Source organism: Streptomyces sp. NPDC059695 (assembly GCF_042733785.1).
Taxonomy (GTDB): Bacteria; Actinomycetota; Actinomycetes; order Streptomycetales; family Streptomycetaceae; genus Streptomyces.
Genome location: NZ_JBHWFF010000009.1, coordinates 118,815 through 138,176, shown reverse-complemented (window position 1 = coordinate 138,176; position 19,362 = coordinate 118,815). Strand labels below are relative to the sequence as shown.

12 protein-coding genes are annotated in these 19,362 nt (G+C 72.1%); 4 read left to right on the top strand and 8 right to left on the bottom strand.

Translation table 11 applies throughout. From position 1 onward, the window contains the following. Positions 1–27: 27 nt before the first annotated feature. The 4 genes from ACFV2S_RS13960 to ACFV2S_RS13945 all read left to right on the top strand — a co-directional run bounded on the left by ACFV2S_RS13960 (position 28) and on the right by ACFV2S_RS13945 (position 8,291). A complete protein-coding gene (locus ACFV2S_RS13960) occupies positions 28–3,888 on the top strand; it encodes an endo-alpha-N-acetylgalactosaminidase family protein (RefSeq protein ID WP_385557548.1) in 3,861 nt (1,286 codons plus the stop codon). A 135-nt stretch (positions 3,889–4,023) separates the two neighbouring features. Continuing rightward, on the top strand, positions 4,024–6,345 hold the full coding sequence (locus tag ACFV2S_RS13955; RefSeq protein ID WP_385557761.1) for a polysaccharide lyase 8 family protein: 2,322 nt from the start codon (positions 4,024–4,026) through the stop codon (positions 6,343–6,345). Positions 6,346–6,498: 153 nt separating this feature from the next. After that, on the top strand, positions 6,499–8,082 hold the full coding sequence (locus ACFV2S_RS13950) for an acyl-CoA carboxylase subunit beta (RefSeq protein ID WP_385557545.1): 1,584 nt from the start codon (positions 6,499–6,501) through the stop codon (positions 8,080–8,082). Positions 8,083–8,096: 14 nt separating this feature from the next. Further along, entirely contained in the window at positions 8,097–8,291 is a 195-nt protein-coding gene (locus ACFV2S_RS13945; protein WP_383802554.1) for an acyl-CoA carboxylase subunit epsilon, read from the top strand. Positions 8,292–8,492: 201 nt separating this feature from the next. Here ACFV2S_RS13945 and ACFV2S_RS13940 read toward each other — a convergent pair whose 3' ends face one another. The 8 genes from ACFV2S_RS13940 to ACFV2S_RS13905 form a co-directional block, all read right to left on the bottom strand. After that, positions 8,493–9,074: an ATP/GTP-binding protein gene (locus ACFV2S_RS13940; protein ID WP_073912790.1), complete on the bottom strand. Its 582-nt coding sequence runs from the start codon at positions 9,072–9,074 to the stop codon at positions 8,493–8,495. Continuing rightward, a complete protein-coding gene (locus ACFV2S_RS13935; RefSeq protein WP_385557541.1) occupies positions 9,055–9,603 on the bottom strand; it encodes a DUF742 domain-containing protein in 549 nt (182 codons plus the stop codon). Before ACFV2S_RS13935 ends, ACFV2S_RS13940 begins: the two co-directional genes overlap by 20 nt. 91 nt (positions 9,604–9,694) lie before the next feature. Next, on the bottom strand, positions 9,695–10,108 hold the full coding sequence (locus ACFV2S_RS13930) for a roadblock/LC7 domain-containing protein (protein WP_053725133.1): 414 nt from the start codon (positions 10,106–10,108) through the stop codon (positions 9,695–9,697). A gap of 7 nt (positions 10,109–10,115) precedes the next feature. Beyond that, entirely contained in the window at positions 10,116–13,352 is a 3,237-nt protein-coding gene (locus ACFV2S_RS13925) for a nitrate- and nitrite sensing domain-containing protein (RefSeq protein WP_385557538.1), read from the bottom strand. Between the two features lie 340 nt (positions 13,353–13,692). Beyond that, positions 13,693–14,274: an ATP/GTP-binding protein gene (locus tag ACFV2S_RS13920; protein WP_017235981.1), complete on the bottom strand. Its 582-nt coding sequence runs from the start codon at positions 14,272–14,274 to the stop codon at positions 13,693–13,695. Further along, positions 14,255–14,659, bottom strand: coding sequence for a DUF742 domain-containing protein (locus ACFV2S_RS13915; protein ID WP_121834079.1), 405 nt, complete (start codon positions 14,657–14,659; stop codon positions 14,255–14,257). Before ACFV2S_RS13915 ends, ACFV2S_RS13920 begins: the two co-directional genes overlap by 20 nt. A 159-nt stretch (positions 14,660–14,818) precedes the next feature. Then, positions 14,819–15,232 (bottom strand): roadblock/LC7 domain-containing protein, encoded by a 414-nt coding sequence (locus tag ACFV2S_RS13910; RefSeq protein ID WP_030496942.1) that lies wholly within the window; start codon positions 15,230–15,232, stop codon positions 14,819–14,821. A gap of 9 nt (positions 15,233–15,241) precedes the next feature. Next, on the bottom strand, positions 15,242–19,048 hold the full coding sequence (locus ACFV2S_RS13905) for a nitrate- and nitrite sensing domain-containing protein (RefSeq protein WP_385557534.1): 3,807 nt from the start codon (positions 19,046–19,048) through the stop codon (positions 15,242–15,244). Positions 19,049–19,362: the final 314 nt, after the last annotated feature.

Genomic DNA, 19,362 nt, shown 5'->3' with positions numbered 1-19,362 from the left:
CCGCCGGGGCGCGGCTGACTGGTCCGCATGTCCCTCCCCCTCTCCTCAAGACTCCGTGCGGCCTGCGCGCTCGCGGCCGCGTCGGCCACGGTGTTCGCCCTGTCCGGGCCCGCCCTCGCCGACGCCGACCCGCCCGCCGCCCCCACGCCGGCCGCCGCCACGGCCGCCGGCCCCGTCATCGGTTCGAGCCGGCTCTCCGTCGCCGTCGCCGAGGACTTCCCCCGGGTCCTGTCGTACACCGACCGCGCGAGCGGGGCCCGTCTCCTCGGCAGTACGGCCCCGGTCACGCAGGTCCTGCTCAACGGCGCCGCCCACGCCGTCCGGGCCAAGGCCGCCCCCGTCCTGACCGCCGGCTCCGCCGCGTACACCCTCGTCTTCCCCGGCCTGCCCGGTGTGGAGATCGACGCCCGGCTGAGCGTGGAAGGCCGGACCACCACCTTCAAGGTGACCGCCGTCCGCGACACCGAGGCCTTCCGCGTCGGCACCCTCGACATACCCGGCCACGACCTGGTCTCCGTCGGCTCCTCGGACACCGGCGCCGCGACCGCCTTCACCCGGCTCGACCCGGACTCCACCCGTACCGCCGACGTCTTCGGCCGGGTCACCGACGCCACCGCCGCCGACGCGAACCCGGTCGGCGCGAGCTACGCGATCGTCAACACCGGGCAGCTCGCCGCGGCCGTCGAGTCCAACTCCAGCTACGACAAGCCCTCCGGCGCCTCCGCCCGCGACGGCGCCCGCTTCTGGCACCAGGCCCGCAAGAACGGCGCGGAGACCCGCGTCGGCGTCTGGTCCGGCCAGTGGACCTACCGCGGCGAGGGGGCCCCGAAGCCCGAGAGCGGCGACGACCTGCCCTGGGCCAAGGTCGTCGTCACCCCCGACGCCAACGCCGACGGCGCCACCGACTGGCAGGACGGCGCCGTCGCCTTCCGCACGATCGGGATCAAGGCCCCCGGCAGCGAGCGGACGCCCGACCGGGTCGTCGCCCACATCCCGTTCAACTTCGCCTCCCAGGCCACCCACCCCTTCCTGCGCACCCTGGACGACGTCAAGCGGATCTCGCTGGCCACGGACGGACTCGGCCAGTTCGCGCTGCTCAAGGGGTACGGCTCCGAGGGCCACGACTCCGCCCACCCCGACTACGGCGGCAACTACAACAAGCGGGCCGGCGGCCTCGCCGACCTCAACACCCTGCTCCGCGAGGGCAGGAAGTGGGGCGCCGGGTTCGGTGTCCACGTGAACGCCACCGAGTCGTACCCCGAGGCGAAGAACTTCAGCGAGACCCTCGTCGACAAGAGCAGGCCCGGCTGGAACTGGCTCAACCAGAGCTACTACATCGACCAGCGCGGGGACGTGAACAGCGGCGACCTCGCCCGCCGCTTCCAGCAGCTGCGCGACGAGACCGACCCCAACCTGTCGATGCTCTACATCGACGTCTACTACACGCACGGCTGGATCGCCGACAAGACGATGCAGGCCGTCCGGGCGCAGGGCTGGAACGTCGCCACCGAGTGGTCCGAGAAGTTCGAGCGGGCCTCCCTCTGGTCCCACTGGGCCAACGACCTCGACTACGGCGGCGCCACCAACAAGGGCCTCAACTCGCAGATCATCCGCTTCATCCGCAACGGCGAGAAGGACGTCTGGAACAACGACCCGGTCCTCGGCCAGACCGCCCTGGTCGACTTCGAGGGCTGGACCGGCGAGACCGACTGGAACGCCTTCACCGCCAACATCTGGCAGCGGAACCTGCCCGCCAAGTACCTCCAGCAGCAGAAGATCACCCGCTGGAACGGCAACGACATCACCTTCACCGGCGGCGTCCGCGGCACCGTCGAGAACGGCCGCCGCACCTTCTACGAGGACGGCCGCAAGGTCCTCGACGGCGAGGGCTACCTGCTCCCCTGGGACGGCGGCAGGAAGCTGTACCACTACAACAAGTCCGGCGGGACGACCAGTTGGGCCGTGCCCGGCGGCACGCGCGCGTACACCGTGTACAAGCTGACCGACAACGGCCGCGTGCGGACCGCCACCGTGCGTCCCTCCGGCGGGCGCATCACCCTCGACGCGGTCGCGGGGCAGCCCTACGTCCTCTACCCCGACACCGCCCCCGCCCAGGCCGCCCCCCGGTGGGGCCAGGGCACCCCGGTGAAGGACCCCGGCTTCAACGACGCGGGGCTCGGCGCCTGGACCAAGGCCGGCACCGTCGCCCGCGACACCGACGACCAGGGCCGCAACAGCGCGAAGCTCGACGGCACCGCCCCCGCCTCGGTCCGGCAGCGGATCACCGGCCTCACCCCCGGCAAGCGGTACACCGCCTCCGCCCTCGTCGAGGTCGAGCCCGGGAAGACCCGCCCGACCACCCTCTCCGCGGGCGACGCCTCCGTCACCGTCGAGCGCTCCTCCCTGGAGGACCGGGTCGCCGCCTCCGACTGGAACGGCACCCGCTTCCAGCGCGCCAAGGTCACCTTCACCGCTCCCCGCGGCGGCACCGTCCCGCTGCGGATCCAGGCCGCGGGCGGCAGCAGCGCGACCGTCCGCATCGACGACGTGCGGATCGTCGCGAACGACCCCGCGACGAAGGCCGGCACGGTCGCTTACGAGGACTTCGAGGCCGTCGACCAGGGCTGGGGCCCCTTCCTCAAGGGCGACGCGGGCGGCACGACCGACCCGCGCACCCACATCGCCCAGCTGCACGCCCCGTACACCCAGGCCGGCTGGAACGGCAAGGCGATCGACGACGTCATCGGCGGCGCCGAGACCCTCAAGTCGCACGACGAGAACAGCGGACTCGTCTACCGGACCGCACCCTGGACCGTCCCGATGGAGGACGGCCACGACTACCGGGTGGAGTACGACTACCAGTCCAGCCACGCGGGCGCGTACGAGTGGGTCACCGGCTACGACCGGGTGAACGGCACCGGGGAGGCCGTCGAGACCCGCCGCACCCCGATCGGGCGGCAGACGGCCACCGGACACTTCGCCGAGACCGTCACCGCGGGCTGCGGCGACACCTGGACCGGTCTGCGCAAGCGCGGGGACGCCCCGGAGGGCGCCGACTTCGTCCTCGACGGCTTCACCGTCACGGACCTCGGTCCGTCCTCCGAGCGCGCCGCCTGCGGCACGCTGACCGTCACCGCGCCCGAGACGCTGGAGCCCGGCCGTCCGAACCGGGTCACGGCCACCTTCGGCAACGACGAGGCCGCCGCGGCCGACGGAGCCCGGGCCGTCCTGACCCTCCCCGAGGGCTGGACCGCCGAACCCGCCGCACCCGTCGCCCTCGGCGCGGTCCCCCCGGGCGCCGAGGCCACCGCCACCTGGCAGGTGACACCGCCGGCGGACGCGGCCTACCGGTCGTACCCGCTGGGCGCCACCGTCACGTACGGCGTCGGGGGAGGGGAGCGGAGGCTCACCGCCGCCACCACCGTCCGCACCCTGCCCCCGCCGCCCACCGCCGACAGCTGGGCGAGCGACCTCGACTGGACCTCGGCCGAGAACGGCTGGGGACCCGTCGAGCGCGACCTCTCGAACGGCGAGACCGGCACCGGGGACGGCTCCCCGCTGCGGATCGGCGGAGTGGCCCACGCCAAGGGCCTGGGCACCCACACCCCGGCCACGGTCCGCTACTACCTCGGCGGCCGGTGCACCTCGCTCACCGCCGAGGTGGGTGTGGACGACGTCCAGACCAGCCGCGGCAGCGTGCAGTTCAGCGTCCTCGCGGACGGCGCGGAGAAGGTGAAGTCCCCGGTCCTCAAGGCCGCCGACCCCGCCTGGTCGCTCACCGCCGACGTCACCGGCGCCTCCTACGTCGACCTGGTGGCCGGCGACGGCGGCGACGGGAACGGCAACGACCACGCGGACTGGGGGAGCGCCCGGTTCCACTGCGGCTGACGGGGGCCACGAGACGGCAAGCGGGCGACCAGCGGGCGGCAAGCGCTTGCCGTGCTCCTTGATTGCGTCGGAAACAGGGTGTTACACCGGGCGCCGACCGGTCTCCACCACTTCCCCCGGGAGGCTCCCGTGTCCCTGCCCCTCTGGTCCCGCCGCACCTTCCTGAGCACGACGGCCGCCGCCGCGGCCACCCTCGCACTCGCTCCCGCCGCCCACCCGGCGGCACCGGCGGACGAGTTCGAGACCCTGCGGCTGCGCTGGCTCGACCTCCAGCTCGGCTCCGGCTTCGACGCCGGGGCCGAGCCCTACGCCGGCCGACTGGCCGAGACGGGCACGCTCGCGCGGACCTTCCGCGCGAGCATGGCCGCCACCGCCGGCTCGCTCTGGCCCGACGCCCCCTTCGACCCGCCGGCCGGCATCACCCAGAGCTACAGCCGCCTGTGGACCATGACCCAGGCGTACGCACAGCCCGGCACCGGCCTCACCGGCGACGAGGGCCTGCTCGCCGACGTGCTGCGCGGCCTCGACCACCTCTCCGCCACGGTCTACCGCGCGGGCGCCCCGCGCTACGGCAACTGGTGGGAGTGGCAGATCGGCAGCCCCCGCCTCCTCATGGACGTCGTGGCCGCCCTCCACCCCCGCCTCGGCGCCGAACGCGTCGCCGCCGCCTGCGCGGCCGTCGACCACTTCGTGCCCGACGCGGTCCTCACGGACTACTCCGGCACCTCCACCGGCGCCAACCGCGTCGACCTCTGCCGCTCGGTCGCCCTGCGCGGTGTCCTCGGCGCGAACCCCGCCAAGATCGCCCTCGCCCGGGACGCCCTCTCTCCCGTCTTCCCGTACGTCTCCCGGGGCGACGGCCTCTACGCCGACGGCTCCTTCGTCCAGCACACCTGGGTCGCCTACTCCGGCACCTACGGGCAGGTCATGCTCGACGGCCTCGGCCGGCTCTTCTCCCTGCTCGCCGGATCCACCTGGGCCGTCACCGACCCGAACCGCCAGATCGTCCTCGACAGCGTCGAGAGGGCCTACGCGCCCCTCATCTACGACGGCCTGATGATGGACAGCGTCAACGGGCGCGCCATCAGCCGCGGTTACCTGAAGAACGACGACCGCCGCATCATGCGCTCCGACCACTTCCACGGCCAGGGCGTCATCGCCGCCATCGCCCTCCTGGCGGGCGGGGCGTCCCCGGCCGAGCGGGACCGGTGGCACGCGCGCGTGAAGGGCTGGATCGCGCGCGACACCGTCTCCCCGATCCTCGCCGCCCGGCAGTTCGGCGTCGCCGACCTCGCCCGGCTGCACGCCGTGGCCGCGGCCCCCGTCCCCGCCGCCCCCGAACCCACCGGCCACCGGCTCTTCGCCGCCATGGACCGGGCCGTCCACCGCCGCCCCGGGTGGGCCGCGAACATCGCGATGGCCTCGAACCGGATCGCCCACTACGAGTGCGGCAACGGCGAGAACCCGCGCGGCTGGCACACCGGCGCCGGAATGCTCTCCTGGTGGACCCCGGACCTCGGGGACCAGTACACCGACTGGTTCTGGCCCACCGTCGACCCGTACCGCCTCCCCGGCACCACCGTCTCCACCAAGCGCCTCGCGGACCGGGCCGGCGGCGAGTGGGGCGCGGCCCGGCCGGACGTCCGCTGGGTCGGCGGGGCCACCGACGGCGAGTACGCGGCCGTCGGCCAGCACCTCAAGGGCCTCGGCTCGACCCTGGAGGCCCGCACGTCCTGGTTCTGCGCCGCGGACGCGGTCGTCTGCCTCGGCGCGGGGATCACCGCGAGCGACGGCGTGCCCGTCGAGACGGTCGTCGACAACCGGCTCCTGGGGGAGTCCGGCACCCAGGCCCTCACCACCGGCGAGCGCTGGGCGCACCTGGAGGGCCACGGCGGCTGGGTCCTCCCGGAGGGGACGGGGGGCCTCCGCACCCTGCGCGAGGACCGCACGGGCGCCTGGAGCGACATCAACACCACGAGCTCCACCGAGCGGCGCAGCCGCCGCTACCAGACCCTCTGGCTGGACCACGGCACCGACCCGGTGGCCGCCTCGTACGTCTACCTCCTGATGCCGGGCGCCTCCCGGCGCGCGCTCGCCGCCCGGGCCGCGGACCGCGGCTGGCTGCACGTTCTCGACAACACCGCCGAGCGGCAGGCGGTCGCCGTCCCGTCCCTCGGGCTGACGGCGGCGAACCTCTGGCAGGCCGGTACGGTGGGTCCCCTCACGGTCACCGCCCCCGCGAGCGTCCTGGCCCGGCGCCGCCGCTCCGTCCTCGATCTGAGGGTCTCCGAGCCGCTCCGCACCGGACAGCCCCTGGAGCTGGTGTGGAACCGCCCCGTCCGCCGGGTGGTCCGCCACGACCCCTCGGTGGAGGTCCTCGGCACCGGGTCCGCGCTGCGGCTGCGCATCACCCCGGGTACCGGTGGTGCGACGCACGGTTGCGAGGTCCTGATCTAGGTCTATGTGAACACCCCACAAACACGGGGGGTGTCTGGCTGTTGACTCGGGCTGGATGGGGCGGGGTTCTGTCCAGCCCCACCAGGAATCGACACGCGAGACTGTACGGAGTCGACGGCGGGGTTTTCTTGTGTGACTTCGTAGGGTCGGTGCATGACCGTTGTGGACCAGATCCCGAGCGAGCCCGCCGACGCCCGTGGCCGAGTGGCCGAGCTGCACGTCCTGCGCGAGCAGGCGCTGCGTGGCCCCAGTGACCGTGCGACCGAGGCGCAGCACGCGAAGGGCAAGCTCACCGCGCGCGAGCGCATCGAGCTGCTCGTCGACCCGGGTTCCTTCAACGAGGTCGAGCAGCTGCGCCGGCACCGCGCCCAGGGCTTCGGCCTGGAGGCCAGGAAGCCGTACACCGACGGTGTCATCACCGGCTGGGGCACGGTCGAGGGCCGGACGGTCTTCGTGTACGCGCACGACTTCCGGATCTTCGGCGGCGCGCTGGGCGAGGCCCACGCCACGAAGATCCACAAGATCATGGACATGGCCATCGCGGCCGGTGCCCCGCTGGTCTCCCTGAACGACGGCGCCGGCGCCCGCATCCAGGAGGGCGTCTCCGCGCTCGCCGGCTACGGCGGCATCTTCCAGCGCAACACCAGGGCCTCGGGCGTCATCCCGCAGATCTCGGTGATGCTCGGCCCGTGCGCCGGCGGCGCGGCCTACAGCCCCGCCCTGACGGACTTCGTGTTCATGGTCCGCGAGACCTCGCAGATGTTCATCACCGGTCCGGACGTCGTCAAGGCGGTCACCGGCGAGGAGATCACCCAGAACGGCCTCGGCGGCGCCGACGTGCACGCCGGGACCTCGGGCGTCGCGCACTTCGCGTACGACGACGAGGAGACCTGCATCGCCGAGGTCCGCTACCTCCTGTCGATGCTCCCGCAGAACAACCGCGAGAACCCGCCGACCGTCGCCTCCGAGGACCCGGCCGACCGCCGCTCCGACGTCCTCCTCGACCTCGTGCCCGCCGACGGCAACCGCCCGTACGACATGCACAAGGTCATCGAGGAGCTCGTCGACGAGGGCGACTACCTGGAGATCCACGAGCGCTGGGCCCGCAACATCATCTGCGCCCTGGCCCGGCTCGACGGCCAGGTCGTCGGCATCGTCGCCAACCAGCCCCAGTCGCTCGCCGGCGTCCTCGACATCGAGGCGTCCGAGAAGGCCGCGCGCTTCGTGCAGATGTGCGACGCCTTCAACATCCCGATCATCACTCTTCTGGACGTGCCCGGCTTCCTCCCGGGCGTCGACCAGGAGCACGGTGGAATCATCAGGCACGGCGCGAAGCTGTTGTACGCGTACTGCAACGCGACCGTGCCCCGGATCTCCCTGATCCTGCGCAAGGCCTACGGCGGCGCCTACATCGTGATGGACTCCCAGTCCATCGGCGCCGACCTGACGTACGCCTGGCCCACCAACGAAATCGCGGTCATGGGCGCCGAAGGCGCCGCCAACGTCATCTTCCGCAAGCAGATCGCGGAGGCCGAGGACCCCGAGGCCATGCGGGCCCGCATGGTCAAGGAGTACAAGGCGGAGCTGATGCACCCCTACTACGCGGCGGAGCGCGGCCTGGTCGACGACGTCATCGACCCCGCCGACACCCGCCAGGTGCTCATCAGGTCCCTCGCGATGCTCCGTACCAAGCACGCCGACCTGCCGTCCCGCAAGCACGGCAACCCGCCTCAGTAAGAGGAGTCATCCACGTGACCAGCCCCGCCAACCTTCTCCGCGTCGAGAAGGGCACCGCCGACCCCGAGGAGCTCGCCGCCATCACCGCGGTGCTCCTCGCCCGCGCGGCCTCCCAGCCCACCGAGACCGCCGCCCACGGCCGCACCGCGGCCGGCTGGCGCCGCCTGGAGCGCGAGCACGGCTTCCGCGCGCCGCACAGCTGGCGCTGAGCCCCGCCGCTCCCGAAGGGCCCCGCACCGGAACCGGTGCGGGGCCCTTCGCCGTGGGCGCCGGGCCGGACCCGCCCCGCCTGCGGGGGCGCCGTTCCGCCGTGCCCGCCCGTTCCGCCCCGCGGAACGCGTGCCCACGACGTGCCGAAGGCCCCGCACCGGCATGGGTGCGGGGCCTTCTACCGTGCGACCGTCGGGGACTTACCGCAGGCGTGCCATGAGGGCGTGCTCGACGAGCGTGATGAGGGCGCTCTTGGCGTCGGCGCGGTGGCGGGCGTCGGTGGTGATGATGGGGGTGTCGGGGCCGATCTGGAGGGCCTCGCGGACTTCTTCGGGCTGGTAGGGCTGGGCTCCGTCGAAGCCGTTGAGGGCGATGACGAAGGGGAGGCCGGAGTTCTCGAAGTAGTCGACGGCGGGGAAGCAGTCGGCGAGTCGGCGGGTGTCGACGAGGACGACGGCGCCGATGGCGCCGCGTACGAGGTCGTCCCACATGAACCAGAAGCGGTCCTGTCCGGGGGTGCCGAACAGGTACAGGATCAGGTCCTGGTCGAGGGTGATGCGGCCGAAGTCCATGGCGACGGTCGTCGTCTTCTTGTCGCCGGTGTGGGTGAGGTCGTCGATGCCCGCGGACGCGGAGGTCATGACGGCTTCGGTACGCAGCGGGTTGATCTCCGAGACGGCGCCGACGAACGTGGTCTTGCCCACGCCAAAGCCGCCCGCCACCACGATCTTCGCGCTGGTGGTTGAACGGGCCGCGCCGCCGCTAGAGCTTGCGAAGTCCACTGAGCACCCTTTCGAGCAGTGTCACGTCTGGCTGACCGCCGGCGGCCTCGTCGCCGCCCGGCTGGTGGATGGCGACGAGTCCGGCCTCGGCCAGGTCGGCGACGAGGATTCGGGCGACGCCGAGGGGAATGGAGAGAAGTGCGGAGATCTCCGCGACCGACTTGATCTCGAAGCAGAGCCGGCAGATCCGCTGGTGCTCGGGCAACTGGCCCTGCAGCCGGGCCGGATCGGCCGTGGTGCTGACCAGCGCCTCGATGGCGAGCTGGTAGCGCGGCCGGGTCCGGCCGCCGGTCATCGCGTACGGACGCACCAGCGGGTTGTGCCCGCCGGAACCGCCCGAGGAGGACGGCCCGCGCGAGGAGGACGGAGAACCCGCGGCCGACGGGACCTGAGGCTGCGCGTAGGGCTGCGACACGCCCTGTCTGCTCGGGGTGGAGGGAAAGTTGAACCGGTTCTGCGCGGCGTCGCCCAGCGGCGCCTGGTGCGCGCCGTATCCGTTGTAGGGGCTCGCGCCCGGGGGTGTACCCACGTCTCCTCCTCCGACTGCCTCGCGGTCCATGTCCCTTGAACCGCGCCACCGCACCTTACGGTGCGATGGCACGAAACGCACTGTCCGTCTGTTAGTTGAGCAGACTTCCCTGAAGTTCCGCCCGGAGGTCGGGCGTCAGGACGGAGCCCGCGCGGTCCACCAGCAGGGCCATCTCGTAGCCCACGAGACCGATGTCGGCCTCCGGGTGCGCGAGGACGGCCAGCGAGGAGCCGTCCGAGACGGACATGATGAAGAGGAAGCCGCGCTCCATCTCCACCACGGTCTGGTTGACCGCACCGCCCTCGAAGATCCGGGACGCGCCCGCGGTCAGCGAGGTCAGTCCGGAGGCGACGGCCGCCAGCTGGTCGGCGCGGTCACGAGGGAAACCCTCGGACATCGCCAGCAGGAGTCCGTCGGCGGAGACCACCACCGTGTGGGACACCCCGGGGGTGTTGTCCACGAAGTTGGTGATCAACCAGTTCAGATTCTGCGCCGCCTGGCTCATGCTCACACTAACGCTCCTGGTTGTAGGTACTGCCCGGGCCGAGGCCCGATCCGTTCGTGTCCGTTCCCGCGTTGCGTCCCTGCTGGACGCCCCGGCGCAGGTTGCTCAACCTGCCCCGTACGTCCTCGGGTGCGCGGGAGACCTGGGGGCCGCCCTGCGGGGTCTGCTCTGCCGTGCCCTCGACCAGGTTGGCCTTCGGGACTCGCCGGGGGAGACCGGACGAGGTGACCCCGCCCGCCTTGGGGTCCTTGAGTTTTCCGGCCCGCTGCCAGCGCTCGTCGTTGGTCGAGCGCCATTCGTCGGAGCCGTCGGCCTGGTCCTGCTGCTGCGCCGGCTGCGCGGGCTTCGGCTGCGGCGGCGCCTGCTGCGGCACCTGCTGCGTCTGCGGGGCGACGCTGCCGCGGCGCGGCAGACCGGCGTCGGTCAGCGCGTGTCCGGCGTCCGGGGAAGGACTCGCGGTCGGACCCGGACGGTCGAAGCCTACGCGGTCGGGGGCCTGTTCGGGAGCGCTCGGAGCAGATTCCGATTCCGCTCCGAACTCCTGCCCGTAGCCACCCTGGTACGTGCTCTGATCCGGCCACTGTGCCTGGTGGGACTGAGGATCGAACGTATTGCCGTACTGCTGGTGTTCGGTTCCCGGGGTCTCGTACGAGGCTTCCGCATAGCCCTGCTGCGGGTACGCCTCGTAGCCCTGCTGCGGGTAGGCGTAGCCCTCCTGCTGCGGGTATCCGGCCGCGTACTCCTGGGCGTACTCCTGAGCCGGGTACTGCTCGGCCGGGTACTGCTCCGCCGGGTACTCCTGCGGCTGCTGCTGCCCGTACTCCTGGCCCTGGTCGAACTCCTGGGCCCGGCCGTACTGCTCCGCCGGCTCCGCCTCGTCCCGGAAGAGGGGACGGTCGTCGCCCTGAGCCTGGGCCTCCAGGGCGGCACGCCGCCCCTCGCGCTGGAGCGAGCGGTTGACCGGGTCGAGCGGACGCTCCTCCTCGGCCGGCTGCTCGTAGCGCGAGTCGTCGAAGCCGAGGTCGGCCGCGGTGAGCATCTGCTGCTGCGGAGCGGCCTCGAAGGCGTTCGTCTGCTGCTGCGGCATGATCTGCGAGACGGTGAAGTCGTCCTGGAGCGGCTGCTCGCCACCGCCACCGTGCGTGATCGCGTCCGGCAGCATGACCAGCGAGGTCGTCCCGGCCTGCTCGCCCGAGGGGCGGAGCTGGACCCGGATGCCGTGCCGGTCGGCGAGCCGGCCGACCACGAAGAGGCCCATGCGCTGCGAGACGGCGGCGTCCACGGTCGGCGGGTTCGCCAGCTTGTGGTTGATGTCCGCGAAGTCCTCGGCGGTGAGGCCGATGCCCTTGTCGTGGATCTCGACCATCACGCGGCCGTCCGGCAGACGGGTCGCGGTGACGCGCACCTTCGTCTGCGGGGAGGAGAACGTGGTGGCGTTCTCCAGGAGCTCGGCGAGCAGGTGCACGAGGTCGGTCACGGCCTGGCCGTGGATCTCGGCCTCCGGCACGCCGGCCAGCTCGATGCGCTCGTACTGCTCCACCTCGGAGGAGGCGGCGCGCATGACGTCGACCAGCGGGACCGGCTGGTCCCAGCGGCGGCCCGGCTCCTCGCCGGCGAGGACGAGGAGGTTCTCGCCGTTGCGGCGCATACGGGTGGCCAGGTGGTCCAGGCGGAAGAGGTTCTCCAGCTGGTCCGGGTCGGCCTCGTTGTTCTCCAGGTCGGTGATGAGGGTCAGCTGGCCCTCGATCAGCGACTGATTGCGGCGCGACAGGTTCGTGAAGATCGCGTTGACGTTGCCGCGGAGCATGGCCTGCTCGGCGGCGAGCCGGACGGCCTCGCGGTGGACCTGGTCGAAGGCGCGGGCGACCTCGCCGATCTCGTCCTGCGAGTCGATCGGGATGGGCTGCACGCGGGTGTCGACCCGGCCCGGCTCCGTACGGGAGAGCTGGTCGACCAGCATCGGCAGGCGCTGCTCGGCGATGCCGAAGGCGGCGGTCCGCAGCTGGCGCATCGAGCGGCTCATCTGGCGGGCCATCATCCCGGCGAGGATGAAGGCGGCGAGCAGGGCCACGACGACGATGCCGCCGTTGACCCAGGCGTCGGCCTTGGCCGCGTCGGAGATGTCGGCGGCCTCGGTCACGGCCTTGTCGACGAGGGTCTTCTCGACCTCGCTGTAGCCGTCGAACTTGGCGGTGGCCACGGCCATCCAGGTCTCGGGCGTGATGCCCTTGCCCTTCAGGTCCGCGATGCCCTCGGCGCTCTTGGCGGTGCCGATCCGCGAGGCCACGCCGGAGTAGACGGAGCCGTCCTTGCCCTTGGGGAGCTCGACGCCGGCCGCGGCCATCTTCTTCTCGCCGTCGGCGGCCTTGCGGGCCATCACCTTCTTGAGCAGGTCGACGTCCTCGGGCAGACCGCCGGAGCTGAACTCGCCGAGGGCGATCTGCTCCAGGTAGTTGTACGAGTTGAACGCCACGGACTGCTGGGCGAAGACGGCCTCGTCGCGGCTGGGCCGGACCAGGAGCTGCGTGCCGATGGAGCGCTGGAGGGACTCCGCGCCCTTCGAGAGCTGGATGGCGTAGACGGTGCGGCCGTAGCTGGTGATGTTGCCGGTGCCCAGGCCGAGCTCGTTGGAGAACTCCATCAGGTAGTGCTGCACACCGGTGTAGCCGAGCTGGGTGTTCACCGGGTCGAGGGAGCGGGTGTACGCGGCCTTGCGCAGCGTCTCCAGCTTCGGCTCCTCGTCCTGGAACAGCCGCAGACGGCGCTCCAGGCCCTGGCCCGACGGCATGTCCTTGACGGCCTCGTCGAACTTCGCCTTGGCGGCGTCGGTCGCGGCGTACGCCTGGGTGACCTCGTCGACCTTGCGGTCCTCGGGGGTCTTCGCGGCGAGCAGGGGGCCGGCGGTGAGGTCGCGCTCGTTGAGCAGCGCGGTGCTGTACTCCGAGGCGGCGCGCACGATGAGCGCCGTCTTCTCGGCGTCCTGCGCCTCCTGCCAGGTGTCGATCGCCGACTTGACCTGGAAGCTGCCCATGACGAGCCCGACGAGCACGGGTATGCAGAGGATCGCGTTCAGACGGGTGGGCACCCGCCAGTTGCGGGGCGACAGCTTGCTGGAGCTTCCCTTGGGAGCCTCGGTGGGGGGCGGCGTCACGGGAACGTCCGCGGGCGACACCGCCGTACGCGACGGCGGCGTGAAGTTGCCCCGCGTCTCCTGCTCCGCGGAGCTTTCCTTGCTTCGCCTCACTCGACCAACAACCTCTCGGCGTCGGCACCTACGTTGTGCCGGTGTTTCGTTCAGGGCCGTACTACTCGGGAGTTCATGAATTGCAGCACGTGAAGGGGGTCCGTTCCAAACAGTGGGAAGCGGCCTCTTTCAGTGGTCCAGGCCTCACATAAAACGGGCATAAAGAGCGAGCCCCGCCAAATGGCGGGGCTCAGGTGAGCGCAGCGGCACCGATCGGATGCGTCGGGTGTCCGAGGCGCCCCAATTCTCTGTCGAAACGTTATGAACGCGTGGGCGGCCGTGTCGAAGGACACAGACCGCCCCCGCCAGAGGCATAGGACAACTGCCCTGGCCCGCTCCTCTACTTGAGCCGTGCCATGAGGGCGTGCTCGACGAGCGTGATGAGGGCGCTCTTGGCGTCGGCGCGGTGGCGGGCGTCGGTGGTGATGATGGGGGTGTCGGGGCCGATCTGGAGGGCCTCGCGGACTTCTTCGGGCTGGTAGGGCTGGGCTCCGTCGAAGCCGTTGAGGGCGATGACGAAGGGGAGGCCGGAGTTCTCGAAGTAGTCGACGGCGGGGAAGCAGTCGGCGAGTCGGCGGGTGTCGACGAGGACGACGGCGCCGATGGCGCCGCGTACGAGGTCGTCCCACATGAACCAGAAGCGGTCCTGTCCGGGGGTGCCGAACAGGTACAGGATCAGGTCCTGGTCGAGGGTGATGCGGCCGAAGTCCATGGCGACGGTCGTCGTCGTCTTGCCTCCGGTGTGCGTCAGATCGTCGATGCCGGCCGACGCGGAGGTCATGACGGCTTCGGTACGCAGCGGGTTGATCTCCGAGACGGCGCCGACGAACGTGGTCTTGCCCACGCCGAAGCCGCCCGCCACCACGATCTTCGCGCTGGTGGTCGATCTGGCCGCGCCGCCGCTAGAGCTTGCGAAGTCCACTGAGCACCCTTTCGAGCAGTGTCACGTCCGGCGTGCCGCCGGTCTCTCCGTTGCCCGGCTGGTGGATCGCCACCATGCCGGCCTCCGCCAGGTCGGCCACGAGGATCCGGGCGACGCCGAGCGGCATCGACAGGAGGGCCGACACCTCGGCCACCGACTTGACCTCGCGGCAGAGGTGGCAGATCCGCTGGTGCTCCGGGAGGAGCGTGGCGAGGTGCGCCGGGTCGGCCGTGGTGCTGACCAGCGCCTCGATGGCGAGCTGGTAGCGCGGCCGGGTCCGGCCGCCGGTCATCGCGTACGGACGCACCAGCGGCTGGTCGCCCTCATGTCCGTACTCGTCGACTGAGGAGCCGTACGGATCGTGAGAGGCGGGGGGCGGGGTCATGAATCCTCCGGGCGTGACAGCAAGACTTCTGCCGTCTGATGGGGCCGGTGGGGGGCCGGGTGGGGCGGCCGGACGGTGAACGGTGCGCAGAGCGGTACGGAGGGGCGTACCGCCCTGTCGGTGTCGGTCGGTCGGTCGGGTGTCCGGTGTACGTGACCGCTAGTGGAGCAGACTGCCCTGGAGCTCCGCACGGAGATCCGGGGTGAGCACGCTGCCGGCCCGGTCGACCAGCAGCGCCATCTCGTAGCCCACGAGGCCGATGTCGCACTCGGGGTGGGCGAGGACGGCCAGCGAGGAGCCGTCCGAGACGGACATCAGGAAGAGGAAGCCGCGCTCCATCTCCACCACGGTCTGCGCGACGGGTCCGCCCTCGAAGATCCGGGACGCGCCCGCGGTCAGCGAGGTCAGTCCGGATGCGACCGCCGCCAGCTGGTCGGCGCGGTCGCGGGGGAATCCTTCGGACATGGCCAGCAGGAGTCCGTCGGCGGAGACCACCACCGTGTGGGACACCCCGGGGGTGTTGTCCACGAAGTTGGTGATCAACCAGTTCAGATTCTGCGCCGCCTGGCTCATCGCGTTCAACTAACGCTCCTGCTGATGGTTCGGACCGAGGTGGTGGCTACCCGTGGTCGAGTTGCCGGCCTGGCGGCCCTGCTGAATGCCGCGGCGCAGATTGGTGAGCCGGCCGCGGACGTCGTCGGGTGCACGCGAGACCTGGGGGCCGGCCGAGTGGGCCTGCTCCTGTGCGGTCCCGGGTACGAGGTTGGCCTTCGGCACACGGCGCGGAAGGCCGGAGGTGGTGACGCCGCCGGCCGCGGGCTTGCGCACCCGCTCCGCCTGGCGCACCAGCTCGTCGTTGGGCGAGGTCCGCCAGGCGGCCCCGCCGTTCTGGCGGCCGTCGGCGGCCGGGTCGCCGCCCTGACGGGGCGCCGGAGCGGACGGCTGCGGGACGACCGGGGTCTGCGTCGTCTGCGTCACGTCCGCCTGCTGCTGGGCCTGCTCCTGGTGGAACCAGTTGGTCTCCAGCGTGTCGTACAGCGGGGTGCGGCCGTCGCCCGGGCCACCGGCCGGCGGCAGGGCCTCCGGACGGCGCGGCTGCTGGAGCTGCGGCTGCTGCGGCTGCTGGCGCACCGGCTCGGCCGGGCGCGGGGCGCCGAAGTCGTCGCCGGTCCGCTGACGCGGCGCCGGGGCCTGGGGGGCCTGCTGCTGCGCCTGCGGTACGTAGGGCTGCCGGCCGAACTGCTGCTGCTGGCCCTGGTACGCCTGGGGCTGGGGGGCCTGCGGCTGCTGCTGCGGCTGCGGGGCTCCGAAGTCCGGGCGCGGGAACTGGCCCGTGGAACCGGGACCCTGCGGGGCTCCGAAGTCGGGGCGCGGGAACTGCGCCGTCGACGCCGGGTCCTGCGCGCCGCCCTGGTAGGCCTGCGGGGCCTGGGGCTGCTGGGGCCGGCCCTGCTGCTGCGACTGCGGGGCGCCGAAGTCCGGGCGCGGGAACTGGCCCGTGGAACCGGGACCCTGCGGAGCCGCCGGGGCGCCGAACGGGCTCGCGGCCTCCGGCTCCTCGTGACCGCGCGGGGCGTCCAGCGGGGACATCTCCTGCTGCGGGCGCCGGACCGGCTGCTGCTGCGGGTCGTTGCCCCAGCTCGCGGCCTGCGGGCGCTGCGGCTGGGGGTTGCCGCCGGGCAGCTCGGCGCGCGGGAAGTCGTACCCGCCCTGCGGGCCGCCCTGCTGCGGCTGCTGCTGGCCGGGTCCGGACTGCGGGCCGGACTGGTTGCCCCACACGTCCGTGCGGGACGGGATGGCGCTCGCGGCGCCGCCGATGAGGCCGCCACCGCCGGGGCCCGGACGCATCGTGTCCGGCGACTGGGGAGCCTGCGGGGCCGCCGGGATCTGCGGCAGCTGACCGGTCTGCTCCAGCTGGGCGTTCTGCGGCTGCGGGGTCCGTGACTGCGGGGCGCCCTGCGGGCCGCCGGCGAGCGGGGCACCGTCACGGGCGGGCAGCGCGGCCCGCGGACCGCCCGCACCGACCTGGCCGCGTGCGGGACCGGCACCGATCCGGCCGGCCGCCGAGGACGGGGCACCGCCCTGGCCCGGGCGTCCGCCGCCGGGGCCACCGGCCGCGCCGGGACCGCCGGGGAGACGGCCGCCGGGGGCGGAGGCACCCTGCGGCATCTGGCCCTGGCCGCCCGCGCCCGGCTTGGGCATGGGCTTCTTGCCGCCCTGGGCGACGTCGACCGGGAGCATGACGAGCGCGGTGGTGCCGCCCGAGTCGGACGGGCGCAGCTGGATCCGGATGCCGTGTCGCAGGGACAGGCGGCCGACCACGAACAGACCCATGCGGCGGGAGACGGAGACGTCCACGGTGGGCGGCGAGGCGAGCCGCTCGTTGATCGCGGCGAGGTCCTCGGGGGAGAGGCCGATGCCGGTGTCGTGGATCTCGACGAGCACCCGGCCGTCGGGCAGCGCGTGACCGGTGACCCGGACCTTGGTCTGCGGGGAGGAGAACGAGGTGGCGTTCTCGAGCAGCTCGGCGAGGAGGTGCACGAGGTCGTTGACGACCCGGCCGGCGACCTCGGTCGCCGGGACCGCGGCCAGTTCGATGCGCTCGTACTGCTCCACCTCGGAGGCGGCGGCACGCAGGACGTCGACCAGCGGGACGGGGCGGGTCCAGCGGCGGCCCGGCTCCTCACCGGCGAGGACGAGGAGGTTCTCGCCGTTCCGGCGCATACGGGTCGCGAGGTGGTCGAGCTTGAACAGCGAGGAGAGCTGGTCGGGGTCGGCCTCGCGGGACTCCAGCTCGGAGATGAGCGAGAGCTGACGCTGGATGAGGCCCTGGGAACGGCGCGAGAGGTTGGTGAACATCGCGTTGACGTTGCCCCGGAGGAGGGCCTGCTCGGCGGCGAGGCGGACGGCCTCGCGGTGCACGTCGTCGAAGGCCGCGGCCACCTGGCCGATCTCGTCCCGGGAGTGCACACCGACGGACTCGACGGAGGTGTCGACGTCCTGCGGGTCGGACTCGGAGAGCTGCTTGACGAGCTCGGGCAGACGGTCCTGGGCGACCTTGGTCGCGGTGTCCTGGAGGCGGCGCAGCGAGCGGATCATGGACCGGGCCACGACGAAGGCGCCGATGAGCGAGACGCCGAGGACGAGGAGGATCAGCGCACCGTTGATGATGGCGTCGCGCTGCGACTCCTGCTTCAGCTCACGGGCCATGGTCTCCATGTCACCGAGCAGACCTCGCTCGATGCGGTTCATGGCGGTGATCTTGGTGCTGTACTCGTCGGTGAAGTTCAGGTGACCGCGGCGCGGGCCTTCCGGCATCGCGCTGTCCGAGTTCAGCACGCGCTCGGCGTACTTGTTGGCGGCGTTGATCGACGGGTCGCCGTTGTTCAGCGACTCGGTCCGCTCGGCGGCGTCACCGCCGGTCGACTCGTAGATCGCCTGGAAGGACTTGAGCTCGACGCCCTCACTGTTGAGCGCGGCCTCGCCGTAGAGGCGGTCACCCTGCTGGATCCTGCCGGGGGTCCGGTCGCTCGGCGGGAGCGCGGCCGCGATGATCGCCTGCTGGATGGAGGCGTACTCCTTGGCGGACGAGAACGCGGCGAGCGCGCGGGTCCGCTTGATCATCTCGGGGTTGCTGGTCGCCTGCGCCATGTCCTGGGACAGGCTGAGGAGCGAGCGGATGAGGCGGCTGTACGCCTCGACCGTCACCGAGTGGGACACGCCCTTCTCGTAGGCGCTGCCCCGGATGGAGTGGAGCTCGGTGACCTGCGAGGCGATCTGGCTGACGTTCTGGCGGATGCTGCGCAGCGCCTCGTCGCCCTCGGTGGCCGGGATGTCCTCGGTGGCGTCGAGGAAGGCCTTGTACTCGCGGTCCGTCTTCCGGCGCGGGTTGGCGACCTGGTAGTCGCTGACCGGGCGGCCGTTGGCCAGCGGGCCGGCGGACAGGTCGCGCTCGGCCTGCAGGGCCTGCGCGAGGTCGGTCGCCTCACGGGTCAGCTTGGTGAGCAGCTGCATGTGGTCGAGCTGCTCCATGTCCTGGAGCGAGTCGCTGATGCGGATGCCGCCCAGGGTGGTCGCGGCGACCACGGGGAGGGTGAGGAGCGCGACCAGGCGCGTGGAGATGCGCCAGTTGCGCAGGGCTATTCGAGGCCCGACCTCGTTCTCGGCCCGGACCTTGGGGGGTGTGGCGGAGGGCTCGGCGGGCTTGGCGGCGTTGCCGCGCCTGCCCGTGTCACCGCCCTCGCCGGACGGACCCTGACCCTGGTTCGGGGTGTGCGGGGCCGAGGGACCGCGGTCGGTCCCGGCACGCGGTTCCTGCTCCGGAGCATCCGCTCGGCCCTGACGGGCCTGGGGAGACCCCGAGCCATCCCTCTTGAAACGTCCCTGCACTAGCGTCGCAACCTCTGGACCAGGCGTCCTTCCGGGTGAGCGGAGAGGACGGTGTCGGCGTCAATCGGGGCGCGTGGAGCGCCCCAGGTGGTCGTCGGTGACCGGCGCAGTTCCCCCTTCCCCGCCACTCGGCCGGCGCTGCGTCGCGCCTCCTGCGCGCCGGCTTGAAACCCGCGGCGGTGCGTGGAATTCCAGCACAGTGCCGGATCTCCAACAAGGGCCGCGTGTCGTGTCGGGAGGGGTATGACAACGTGTGCACGGGTTGTCACCCCATGTAGAAGATGATCACGGAGGATTCGGACTTTTCCCGTCCA